Raw genomic sequence first — 11644 nt, forward strand, 5'->3', positions numbered from 1 at the left:
ATTATTCAAAGAAACAAAAAGCTAAGAACAGCTTTTGGATTAGGTGCAGTTTTAGAGATTAGGTGCACATGCGAACACAAAATCTCTTTTTTAAGGCGAAAAAGTGACTCTATGTGCAGCCACTTATGGCCTTTACTTTTGGAAAACCAAAGGACTATGAAGGATAAAAAAGATTTATTTCATTATCTTAGTGTGCGAGCATTTTCCCCACCGGCCAATGAAGTAAATATTTCAGGAATGAGCTGCCTGATTACCTTTGTAAAAGTTAGGTGATCAAACTCTGATTATTGGCTTCGTTATGGCTCATAGACGCATCTCAACGATTAATGACCAAATCCAAAAACCATTAAAAAAATAGGGTCAATAGCCGCTTAATTCCAACCATGTATACAGTAAGCGCATTTATGTATCACTCAACTTCATGGTTCTAAATCTCCGAATTCGCTGTAAATCGGCACCTTGAAGTATCATGCTAGGCAGCAAAATCGACGCTTTTTGACACGGAGTATTAAAAAAATATGCACATCGAAACCCATACCGTCTCTGTGTTTTGTGGCAAAACAACACATATCCATGGTATTGACACTGCCATCTATAAAGAAGAAACCACAGAAAAGTGTTATCTCTCTCTTACCGGGTTAGAAGGAGACGAGCAGGCCGACAAGAAACACCACGGCGGAAAAGAGCGGGCACTTCATCAATATCCATCCGAACATTATCGCTACTGGGCAAAGATTCATGGTACCCCTGAACGCTGGAAAGCCCCCGGTATGGGAGAGAATATAAGCTCGATGGGTATGACAGAGGAAAGCGTATGCGTCGGTGACCAGTACCAATGGGGAGATGCAATTATCGAAGTCAGCCAGCCCCGATCACCTTGCTTTAAGCTGAACAAGCGCTGGAATGTATCTGAGTTTTCAGTCGACATGCAGTCGATAAGCCGATGTGGTTGGCTTTACCGTGTTATCAAGCCCGGTTACGTCAGTCATAAAGATGGCCTTACCCTGATTTCCCGCCCTGAAAACGCCATGTCGATAAAGGCGGTTTGCGATGTTTTCTTTGGTGACCCACTAAACCAAGAAGGCTTACTCCAACTCAGAGAACAAAGCGCATTGTCTGCTAGCTGGATGAGTAAAGTCGAGGCCAGGCTGGCATCAGGAACGGTTGAAAACTGGAACTTCAGATTACTCGGCCACGCATAGCCTTCAATACTTCTGCCTCTGGAAGCCATTGTATTTCCGGGCTCCTTTCTAGGTGTGATGCTTTTTTCGGGATATAACACGACAAGCCGCGCCAAATGACATGTCAGCAGAGCAAATACAGATAATAATTCCCGTCTGTATTTGTTCACTGAATGAGAGGGATGACTTTGGATATCGTAAACATCGTCAGGGAAGAACTGGCTGGCATTGGCTACCCACATAATGTCGTTAAAACCGCGCAAGTCAGGGCCCTCTCAGCGCAGATCTTTCGCACGCTTCCGGATAAAAATATCAGCGCAGTACTCACGTTATCTGAAGCATTACTCGACATTGAAGGCTGGGCGGGCTGGGTCATTTCTTACGACTGGGCTTTCCGCGTTCGCAAACAATATACCCGTGACACCTTCTTTATTTTTGAGCGTTGGCTGAAAACCTATGTGCGTGACTGGGGCGACTGTGATGATTTTTGCACACACGCATTAGGCGAACTGATTGCACAACACAACGATCTGTATGAGCTGACCACGGCCTGGGTCGATCATGAAAACTTTGCCGTGCGACGAGCTGCGGCCGTGGTACTGATTTATCCCATCATGAAAGGTCGATACGCCGAAACGTTACCACTTAAAACAGCAGATTTGCTTTTCAGTGATGAGCATTACCTTGTTCAAAAAGGCTATGGCTGGATGCTGAAAGTCTTGTCGAAGAAAGAGCCAGATACTGTGATCAACTATTTGGAGAGCCACTATCAAGAGATGCCCAGAACAGCATTCCGCTACGCCATGGAAAAGCTCGATAAAAACACACGCCGTCGATTAATGGCTCTGTAAAATAGTTTCACTGATTTTAACGCGCTAACGCTGAAACAGCCGAAAGCTCCCCAAGGTCCCGAAAAGGATTCTGCCCTCTCTCGCTTTCGATTGATCTGAAGCAACCTGTCCAACACTTTTTTATGGCGCACAAGCGTTGATGCTTTAAACATTTCGACGAGAAAACAGCCAAACAGTCTCAGAAAGATAGCATTCGGGCAACAAAACCATACAATAAGAAAGGTTTTTAGTTAAAAATCACTCTCGTCAAAACTCATAACAAGAAATAACTCAACATGCTTAATAAAACGATTAAAGAAACAGATACATTTACCGCTCAACTTTCTTATCTGTTAATGCTATTTGGTTGCGCCAGTCTGGGAATTTTGAGTGTTGCCAGTGTCATCCTTGCACATATGAAACGAAAAGAAGCCATTGCTGCAGGCGATACATTTTTGGCCGATCACTTCCGCTACATTCAGCGTACATTCTGGTTCGGCTTGGGGTTTGCCTGCATTAACACATTGCTGGCCCCATTAGGTATCGGTGTGGTGACGTTCGCATTGACTATTATTTGGGTGGTTTATCGCTCAATTTATGGGCTGCTTCGCTACATGAAAGCAAGCCTGCTTACGATCTTGCCGCCGCTTAGAGCCATATTTAAGCACCGCAACTGAGTCTTGGGTTAATCGGCTGGAAGATATTTTTTGGGAATCCCTCGTTACCGAAGCCAATAATCCAATCAATTAAATACATAAAAAAAGAGCCGGTAGAGATTATCTACCAGCTCTCAACATTCACCCATCGACGTTTACAGGCCGTAAAGCACCTTCATTTTCGGATAATCAATGCCAAATGTTTGGATGAACCAATTATCAACCATGCCATTTTTCGGCTCGACGGCCGCACAACGAAAAACACTTTCAGCAACCAACGAAGTGTTCGCTTTTCGACAGTAACTATCACGCCATAATGTTTTCAGATCTGCACTGAAGGCACTCTTCAGTTTTTCGAGTTCTTCGCCAACTATTGAAGACTGATCAAGGAAGTTAGGTTGAACCGGAAACAGCCCCGCTTCCGCGTAGTCTATTCCATGCCCTTGTGTCCGATTTGATTTATTTTCCGATTCTGTTTTCCATAGCTTTTGCCCATCAACCTCACCACGGTAACCCACCTTTACGCCAAATCGCTCTTGATAGGTCGTCTCAGGGTATAAATACACGCGCTCAACCTCGACAGGCACTTTTCCATTTACGCTATTCGGGTCAGGTCGAAGCTCTGTCACCATGTAGCGCTTCTGTCGCTGAACAGACACACTGTCACGACTGTAATCAACCGTTGCATTAAGCTCAAACTTTGCTGTCTTTTCACCAGCGCGATCGAACCAAGGGCTAGCAGTAAAGGCCGATTCCATCGCTGATTGGTAACCTTCAAGCTGACCTCTCAACCCATAATTATTGAAGGTATTCAGATTAAGGTCGGTGGTAAAAGAGATGCCGGAATAACGGCTTTCGTCAATGTTATCTAGCTCCATTGAGACAGGGGCGGACCATGCTAAACAATATTTCTCAACAAACGAGGTGTAATAAAAATCTTGCCCACTCCCCTCCTTACCAAGAGCCACACACTTATCTTTACCTATCTGGGAGAGTTCTTGCTGGTAATCATCAAACGTGGAGGATAGCCTCACTGTGCCAATGAGTGTTTTAAACTGATGGTTAAACCATCGGAATTTATCCGGTTGTTTTTCATTAAGCAGAACTTTCGCCTCGCTTTTCAGCCAATCGGTGGCGTAGCGAATCTCTTCATTTTGCGTTAGCGCCTGAGCAGCAACGGCATCTGTCCGCCACTGGCTTTGCATCTTCAGGATTTCTTGGAGCTTTAGAGCTGCCTGAGAATAATTGGCCGCCATCCTCAACATGCGAATATCAATCAGTTGTTGATCGACGATTTTGCTGCGAGCACGTGCCAAACCTTGTTTGGCTTCAAGATCATTAGGGTCTTCCGCCACCGCTTTTTCGAAAAACGCGGCAGCTTCTGTATACAGGCCTTTTTCAAACGCTTCGTTCCCACGTTCTACCATGCTTACACAGCCAACCAACAAAAGCGCTACAGTCAGTGCGCTCACCCTCTTCATCATTTTTTGCTCCATCGCAGACGCGACCCGCGCCAGTAATCATATATATGCGTATAAGATAACAGAGCTATATCTGCTTTCACGCAAGACCGCTTATTTTCGTGAGCCACAAGGTTCCGCGACCAAAATACTTAACACTGACAATTATCATCACTTGTCGTCAAACGAAGGCTGAATGGATTATTCCTGAGTGAAAAAGATGTTTCCATAGTAAGCCACAGCCTGTTTTCTGCTGTTGTCAGTGTCTGTCATCACAGCAATAGCATCAATATATCGATAGGCTTTGGCATTTTCTTCAGGGCTACCTTTGTCACCAAACATTGCAATCAAATCATTGTAAACATTACGCTTTTCTTGGTACCAGTGGTTTAACTTTGCCTCTTTTCCCTGCACAGCGATCATTTTCACTTTGTCGCCCGCATAGGCATTATCCCAGATGCTCGATTTCTCTTGATTACTGGACCACACATAATTGATTGATCGGGTTCGCCACATCATCATGCCGCCATCAATAACAACATATACACGTGCAACATAATCGTCACCAGATTTGGTCGTTTCATTCAGATCGCTTAATCGACTCTCGGTTGACCAGGACCAGTTCAGAAATGGAGTGGCTAATAAATCTACCTGTCTTCACGAACAAGACCGGATGCAGAAACTTGACTAGAGGCCCTCAACACGAGGCGATCGCTAAACGTTGAATAGATATATTCTGTCTCTTTATCAAATACTTTTTCTTTCCATTCAACTTTCCATTGATTTGACCAGCCCAAAGCGACATTACGCTCTTTTATATTGTCACTAAATGAGACGTACTAAATATTGTTAAACTAATGCCTAAATAAGAAATCAAATTCATATTATATTTATCACCACAGATACTCCTTTAAAAAGTTTTCTCAATAACTTTCTTTTGAGTTTATTACTTACTCTCTTTTTAGCAACAAGACAAACCCCACCAATAAGCCCATGAAAGTAATGAAAAAAAAGTCAACATAAATCAACAACACAAATCACTAAAAAGGGATCAGTGAACATTATTAATACCTAATTTTGCATTCACTAATGAACTTTTATAAAAATTATATTGAACTAATTTAGTAGTAACGACACATAACGTTTAGAGCTTTAGCTCATGCAACTGATAGAAGTATGTTCATGTAAAATTTATTTCAGAGTCGTAATTTTAGATTCTATTTTTAGGGGTAATACAATGAGTATCAACGTCGTTCCTATTTCGAACGCTGCTGCAGCGCAAAACAGATCAATGCTCCCGCAAGATCAAGACGCTGCAGTTCAAAATCGTGGCGCAGCTATGCCACAACACCTGTCTGTGGCTCCTCACGGTTATACGCAACCAAGCCCACAACTTGTGTGGATTCAACAACAAATGATGATGCAGATGATGCAACAATCAATGATGTTTATTCCGCCCAATACTAATTTCTACTTTAAACCACCAATGAATGGCTTTCCTCCATATCCACCAGCACCACTGGTTTCTCCGCATTTTCCAATGCCGCCTCAGTATGGAATGATGCCACCGCAGTATGGCCAAATGCCTATGCCACCTCAGCATGGATATATGCCAGCACCGCCAATGCCGATGCCACCTCATTATGGCTATGGGCCGGGCCACCATGTTCATCCGCATCCGCCAGTTGTTCATCCGATGCCACATCCAGGTCCTGGCCAAGGTGGTGGTATTAATGGTGCCGTTCAAGATGGTGTGAACACGGTTAATACAGTTGCTTCAGCGCCATTTAGTATTTTTAATAACCTCTGGTACAACATTTCAAAGACTGCTGTTAGTCTGGTTGATACGCCAGCAAGGTTTTTGTTAGATTGCGTTAAAGTAGTGTCTGACGTAGCTCGCGGAGTAGGAGCCTTTGTTGTAGGTGGCGCAGATGGGTTAAATAACTCAATTGACCAAAGCAACGCTGGTTTCCATGCAAGCCAAAACCCATTTGCAAGTAGTAAGCCACAACCACCGCAGTACCCGCAGCACCCATACTATAAACAGTAAAAGTATTAAAAGGCGCTCTTCCCCGAAGTGGTGAGCGCCCTTCTTTACTTTCTTCATCGCCCACAAAGAGTTGACTATGAGACGATTTTTTCTTGTCTAATGAATGAACTTCACCGTTACGCGACCCACCGCACCACGCCAATCGTAGTCTTTTCGTGTAAGATTCGCTTCGCCATGAACACCAGGGCTTGTATGCACAAAACCCTCACCCTTATCATCAGGTGAAAGTCCGACTCCGCCCTCGTAGTCACTACACTTGCCGGGAATATCATGACAAAGCTCAGAATTGGTTTCCGTACCCGCATCAAGCGCTCTTAGCATAAATGCCTTTTTCCCGTATTTCGGAAATCGGACATTTTGAGCAACGGCAACAGTGTCATTGGTGGGGAGCATCATGGCGACAAGCGACATGAGTTGGTATCTGCCTTTACTTTCGATACGTAACATTTTTGTGTCTCCCGGTGCAATAAGCCCTTGCGTTGATTGGTTATCGTGTACTCGGGGGTGGTTACCCCACAGGTTTTGGTAACCACTTATATCTCCTCCTTCCGCAACACTTTCAAGTTCTTCAGATGCGATCTCGCCTCTTCTCAGTACGCGAATATCCGGCGATTTCTTGTGTGTTGCGACAAAAAATGGAGTGAAATACATCCCCTTTGTCAGGTTAGTAATGGTGACTTCATAAACACGGTTACCATTTAACTCAACCGCCATTGCTGAACTGCTCAAAGCACCAAGAAGCATCCCTGCTGCGATTAGTGATTTTTTCATCATTTTTCTCCTCTAAGAAACCTTTCAAGCCATCAACCTAGCAATGGCTTCACTAACAAACTTCTCAAGAAGGTCTCAAAACCTTCGTCTTTCATACTGAGAGTTTTTGTTCGAGGATAAGGAGAAGTCTCGTAGCTGCTTTTATCAGACAAGCATCATGGCCGTTTTCATCAGACATAAACCTCGCCACACAAACTGGTGTTCTGTGGTGAAGAGCTGTTTACTCGACTAGGCTTAGCAGAATATTCTCACTCATAAAACCAAGGACTTGTGAATGCTCTATCAGTCAACGCCGCGTACATGGATGCCATCAAGCCTTTAAATAGTTGGTCTAAATTCATGCGCGATTTAAATGGCGTGCCTTGGAACATCTATAAATCTTCTTGGGCATGCAGAACGCTTGATGCCTCATTCGAACTGGTAGAAAGACTCACTGATTGTTATGAAGAACCAAAGTGGGATTTGGACACTACGGTCATTAAAGGGGAAACATTGGCTATTCAATATAATGTGATTGCAATAAGCCCTATTGTAACCTTTTGCATTTCAGGCGAAGCAAAGCCCAACCCGAACAACCTAAAGTCCTCTTTGTTGCACCATTGTCCGGGCATTTTGCCACCCTTATTCGAGGTACTATTCGCGAATTTTTACCTGATCACGATGTCTATGTGACAGACTGGATAAACGCACGGGATGTGCCGTTGTCTCAAGGCACGTTTCACTTTGATGATTATGTTGATTACCTGATTGAGTTTTTGGAATTACTGGGGCCGGATACACATGTCGTAGCCGTCTGTCAGCCTTGCGTACCATTACTTGTTGCTACAGCCGCCATGTCTAAACAAGAAAATCCCGCGACGCCAACCTCGATCACCTTAATGGGCGGGCCAATAGATACCGCCATAAGCCCAACCGAAGTCAATGACTACGCAAGCGGCAAAGACTATGAATGGTTTCAATCTAATGTCATCAGTACGGTTCCAGATAGCTACAAAGGTGCTGGGCAACTGGTTTACCCGGGCTTTGTTCAACTGTCTGGTTTTATGTCGATGAACATCGATGCTCATGTACAAAAGCACTTTCGTTTCTTCAGTGATTTAATTCGTGGCGACGGCGACAATGCTGAGGCACATCGTCAGTTTTATAACGAATACCTTGCTGTGATGGACCTTCCGGCTCATTTTTATCTCGATACGATCAAGCGAGTCTTTCTCGACCGTAACCTCGCAAAAGGGAACCTGTACTATCGAGACACATTGATTGATCTTGCTGATATAAAGAAAACCGCCATATTAACGGTCGAAGGTGAACTCGATGATATCACCGGAAAAGGCCAGACCTCTGCTGCTCTCAAGCTTTGCAAGAACGTAAAAGCCTCGCGAAAAGAACACTATGAACAACAAGGCGTAGGCCACTACGGTATCTTCAACGGTCGCCGTTACAGAGAATTTATCGCGCCAAAAATCAAAGCGTTTCAATTGAAAACAGAAAAGCAAGTTAAACGCAGCAAGAACTAGTGCAACGTTAGAAAAAGTCGACTAGAAATAAGAAAAAGGCCTTACAAGCGAAACTTGTAAGGCCTTAATTTGATGGTGCCCCGGGCCGGACTTTAAATTAATACTAAAAACAGTTGGTTAATTAACTTATGTCGCAAATGTGTCGAACATGTTCAATAAGCTCTAAATTTTAATAAGTGACTTGAAAAGCAACATACCACTCGATATTTTTATTCGATAGTCAGCTGACCTTCTAAACCGCCTATGGGGCGGAACACCGACGACAAGACGGCCAACACCATTCCCCTGCCTTCTAAGCCGCCTATGTGGCGGAACGTCTGCATCAGATAAACGCCTGAAGTACTTTATTCCTCTAAGCCGCCTGTGGGGCGGAACACTCGACGTCATGAAAAAATACTACTGGATCCCGCTTCTAAGCCGCCTCTGGGGCGGAACACACATCAAACGTATTACAGCAGCAGACTTTTAACTTCTAAGCCGCCTGTGGGGCGGAACACTAGCTGCCGCACCAGCCATTTGTACTATTATCCTTCTAAGCCGCCTGTGGGGCGGAACACTGAAGCCATCACCCAGCAACATCTTATCAATGCTTCTAAGCCGCCTGTGGGGCGGAACACATTCCCCAAGGAAAATTGGATACATCGCGATACTTCTAAGCCGCCTGTGAGGCGGAACACAGCGTGCATCAATGAGGCCGTCATGTGGTTTCTTCTAAGCCGCCTGTGGGGCGGAACACATTGCAGAAGGCCAGCAAGTTGCCTTGTCTGACTTCTAAGCCGCCTGTGGGGCGGAACACTTAACGGCTCGCCTTTTGCCACGGTTGAACCCCTTCTAAGCCGCCTGTGGGGCGGAACACACAGGTAATGGACATCACCTTCTGGCGGTGAACTTCTAAGCCGCCTGTGGGGCGGAACACTTAGCGGAGAAGAACTCTGATACGGCTATTCTCTTCTAAGCCGCCTGTGGGGCGGAACACTGTCCGAGCCTCAGACACGCGACGCGCGGGAACTTCTAAGCCGCCTGTGGGGCGGAACACGTTTCATGGCTTGCTCCAAATCCTCAAGGTGACTTCTAAGCCGCCTGTGGGGCGGAACACCGTTATAAAAAAGCTAATTTAGTCGTTAAGTCAGTTACTTAATCAACATATAGTCTTATAACCCTTTTTTAATTCAACGTTATACAAGTATTAAATATCAATAGCTTATGATTACCACTAAAAAAAGGGTATTTCTAACCGAGCGTATGCACATCATCATTTATGGATGGCCAATGCTGCGGCGGAATACGTTCAGGTAATTTAGATAAACGGCCAACACTCAATTTGCCTACTCTCAGGTACCACCGCCCACTCTGCTCAATTCGAGCTTGAATCATTGCTTCGAGCTCTCTCGATGTATTAACGTACAGCTCAAATATACCGTCATATCTAACATGCCGAACAGGTGCTCGCGTGGATACTCCGTATTTAGGAGCATTGAATATGCCTTTGTAGAACTCAGTACTGGCGTTCTGACTTGCCTTTTCTTTCAACTCTTTCAGCGGATCATCGAGCCAATTATATAGCCTCTCAAGACCTGCCTTTCCTTTGTAATCGAGGCTGTTCATACCAAACTTGGTACAATTTGGTATTTTCTCTCCATCAACGAACAACGCGACATACATTGAAAGATAACGCCACATGAAATAGCTAAAGCGCAACTGAATCGAGTCAATTATTACTTTGGCATCGTCAATGATTTGTTGCTGTTCTGCACTTCGTTGCTCACTGGAAATCGCTAATCCGTACTTTTTAGACTTTAGGTGCTTCGCAGCAGGCTCACACATTGCCAAGCAATCAACAATTGAGGTGTACATGTTATCGCTACTTTCGCGCACTGCGATGGTTGGCGATGTTTCGAACAAGCATCAAGCTTTGCCAACAAATGTTTGGCGGCAGACAACGTCAGGTTTTTACCAGAAAAAGCCTTATCATCATCCAACACCGCACTCATTGCTGCTTTGAGCTTTTCCCTCGTTTCAGTCCAGCTATTGCACGTCATCTGAGCGCTTATTTGCTGGTCCGTCAGATCGAACGCATCGAATAAGCCATTGATGATAAATGGCGCGTAACGCTCATTAAGGCGTGAGCCATGCTCGCCCACCTCGATGAGGTCATTGCCATTAAACTGATAATCACCATAGAGCGGGACACCATGTTTACGATGCTGGGTGAACGACATCAAATCAATATTGCTACGATGGGGTTTAATGCAGCCTTTCAGCTCTATCTGAGCAAAAAAGCTATCAAGTTGCTGTTTTTGCTCGCTCCATAAAGCGTCATCTTGATCATTATCCAATGCGTACAACGAGACCCGTTCACCCATAAGGTATAAAAGTAAGCCCTTCAGGAACTTGTGTCGATTTTCAGGGTTATGTTGCAGTTTGAACTTCTCGATATAACTGCCTTTCACCTTGGGCGGAACAACAAATTCTTTCACGCCTGACTTCACATCAAGTGTAATTCTGAGCATAGCTTTTATGCCTCTTGTGCTTGTCGCTCTTGAGACACATAAAAACATGCATAATCTGGCACGATATCACCAGTCAAAGGCATATCTAAGCCAGAGCATTGAAACTCTGTGGTCAGATTGGTGACTACATTTTCGGTGCGGACGAAGCCTTTTGATTTAATGATCGAGAAGCTATTCAGTCTTCGCTGAGTTTCCAAAACTAGTGCATGAATTGCTTCATTATTCAGCAATATCCCTTCTTCTGGATACGTAAACAGACTACCCGGCTTGATGAAAAGGTCGTGTGTCGCTGAGATTTTCTCGATATTTTCCTGTGACATACCGCATTGTTCGGCAATTTTCTTAAGGTTACCAATCAGCGTAATGAGGAAGTCTTCAATATCTTCTTTCACTGATGGCTTTTTCGCGTTTTGATTAAACCTAACAGACTGGTGCCCAAGGCGATTATCCATCGCGATGAACTGAAGGTTTTCGATAGAAAGAACAGCCAGCCCGTCGTAACAGGTATTACCCCACGTGTCTTGGTAGAACAGTGAGTTACTCTCTTTTTTACCGTCTTCATCAACCGCGAGGTGATTAACCATTACCTCATTAGCATTCGGCTCACCGATCTGATTACCCCACGTGTCTTGGTAGAACAGTGAGTTACTCTCTTTTTTACCGTCTTCA

10 protein-coding genes, 1 pseudogene and 1 CRISPR repeat array are annotated in these 11644 nt (G+C 44.5%); of the genes and pseudogenes, 5 read left to right on the forward strand and 6 right to left on the reverse strand.

Going from position 1 to position 11644, the window contains the following annotated elements; genetic code table 11:
* Nucleotides 1-518 precede the first annotated feature (518 nt).
* From CS022_RS22095 to CS022_RS22105, 3 genes are all read left to right on the forward strand, one after another.
* Nucleotides 519-1202: an MOSC domain-containing protein gene (locus tag CS022_RS22095; protein ID WP_129124075.1), complete on the forward strand. Its 684-nt coding sequence runs from the start codon at nt 519-521 to the stop codon at nt 1200-1202.
* Between the two features lie 167 nt (nt 1203-1369).
* Complete coding sequence (locus CS022_RS22100; protein ID WP_129124076.1) at nt 1370-2032, forward strand: DNA alkylation repair protein; 663 nt, start codon at nt 1370-1372, stop codon at nt 2030-2032.
* A gap of 275 nt (nt 2033-2307) precedes the next feature.
* Entirely contained in the window at nt 2308-2688 is a 381-nt protein-coding gene (locus tag CS022_RS22105) for a DUF4870 family protein (protein ID WP_129124077.1), read from the forward strand.
* 134 nt (nt 2689-2822) lie between these two features.
* Here the strand turns inward: CS022_RS22105 and CS022_RS22110 are convergent, their stop codons facing one another.
* Together CS022_RS22110 and CS022_RS22115 are read right to left on the reverse strand one after the other, a co-directional pair.
* Nucleotides 2823-4151, reverse strand: coding sequence for a tetratricopeptide repeat protein (locus CS022_RS22110; protein ID WP_129124078.1), 1329 nt, complete (start codon nt 4149-4151; stop codon nt 2823-2825).
* Between the two features lie 177 nt (nt 4152-4328).
* A pseudogene (locus CS022_RS22115) lies at nt 4329-4769 on the reverse strand (DUF3047 domain-containing protein); the annotation flags it as partial.
* Between the two features lie 595 nt (nt 4770-5364).
* On the opposite strand from CS022_RS22115, the gene CS022_RS22120 reads away from it, so the two are divergent.
* Nucleotides 5365-6177: a hypothetical protein gene (locus CS022_RS22120; RefSeq protein WP_129124079.1), complete on the forward strand. Its 813-nt coding sequence runs from the start codon at nt 5365-5367 to the stop codon at nt 6175-6177.
* A gap of 96 nt (nt 6178-6273) precedes the next feature.
* Here CS022_RS22120 and CS022_RS22125 read toward each other — a convergent pair whose 3' ends face one another.
* The gene (locus CS022_RS22125) at nt 6274-6948 is read right to left on the reverse strand and encodes a spondin domain-containing protein (protein ID WP_161569718.1); all 675 of its coding nucleotides are present in this window, start codon (nt 6946-6948) and stop codon (nt 6274-6276) included.
* A gap of 539 nt (nt 6949-7487) precedes the next feature.
* On the opposite strand from CS022_RS22125, the gene phaZ reads away from it, so the two are divergent.
* Nucleotides 7488-8465, forward strand: coding sequence for a polyhydroxyalkanoate depolymerase (gene phaZ / locus CS022_RS22130; RefSeq protein WP_235869853.1), 978 nt, complete (start codon nt 7488-7490; stop codon nt 8463-8465).
* 229 nt (nt 8466-8694) lie between these two features.
* A CRISPR array of direct repeats spans nt 8695-9561; the repeat unit is 28 nt; unit sequence CTTCTAAGCCGCCTGTGGGGCGGAACAC.
* A gap of 134 nt (nt 9562-9695) precedes the next feature.
* Here the strand turns inward: phaZ and CS022_RS22135 are convergent.
* The 3 genes from CS022_RS22135 to CS022_RS25040 all read right to left on the reverse strand — a co-directional run.
* Entirely contained in the window at nt 9696-10319 is a 624-nt protein-coding gene (locus tag CS022_RS22135) for a hypothetical protein (protein ID WP_129124081.1), read from the reverse strand.
* Nucleotides 10262-10975: a hypothetical protein gene (locus tag CS022_RS22140; RefSeq protein ID WP_129124082.1), complete on the reverse strand. Its 714-nt coding sequence runs from the start codon at nt 10973-10975 to the stop codon at nt 10262-10264. The genes CS022_RS22135 and CS022_RS22140 overlap by 58 nt, the downstream gene beginning before the upstream one ends.
* Nucleotides 10976-10980: 5 nt before the next feature.
* A partial coding sequence (locus CS022_RS25040) for a hypothetical protein (protein WP_161569719.1) occupies nt 10981-11644 on the reverse strand: 664 nt, incomplete at its 5' end.

Source organism: Veronia nyctiphanis, from assembly GCF_004116385.1.
Classification (GTDB): Bacteria; Pseudomonadota; Gammaproteobacteria; order Enterobacterales; family Vibrionaceae; genus Veronia; species Veronia nyctiphanis.

Excerpts from the sequence above, each read along its gene's own strand:
- CS022_RS22095 (WP_129124075.1), top strand. The coding sequence starts at position 519 with ATGCACATCGAAACCCATACCGTCTCTGTGTTTTGTGGCAAAACAACA.
- CS022_RS22105 (WP_129124077.1), top strand. The coding sequence starts at position 2,308 with ATGCTTAATAAAACGATTAAAGAAACAGATACATTTACCGCTCAACTT.
- CS022_RS22110 (WP_129124078.1), bottom strand. The coding sequence starts at position 4,151 with ATGATGAAGAGGGTGAGCGCACTGACTGTAGCGCTTTTGTTGGTTGGC.
- CS022_RS22120 (WP_129124079.1), top strand. The coding sequence starts at position 5,365 with ATGAGTATCAACGTCGTTCCTATTTCGAACGCTGCTGCAGCGCAAAAC.
- CS022_RS22125 (WP_161569718.1), bottom strand. The coding sequence starts at position 6,948 with ATGAAAAAATCACTAATCGCAGCAGGGATGCTTCTTGGTGCTTTGAGC.
- CS022_RS22135 (WP_129124081.1), bottom strand. The coding sequence starts at position 10,319 with ATGTACACCTCAATTGTTGATTGCTTGGCAATGTGTGAGCCTGCTGCG.
- CS022_RS22140 (WP_129124082.1), bottom strand. The coding sequence starts at position 10,975 with ATGCTCAGAATTACACTTGATGTGAAGTCAGGCGTGAAAGAATTTGTT.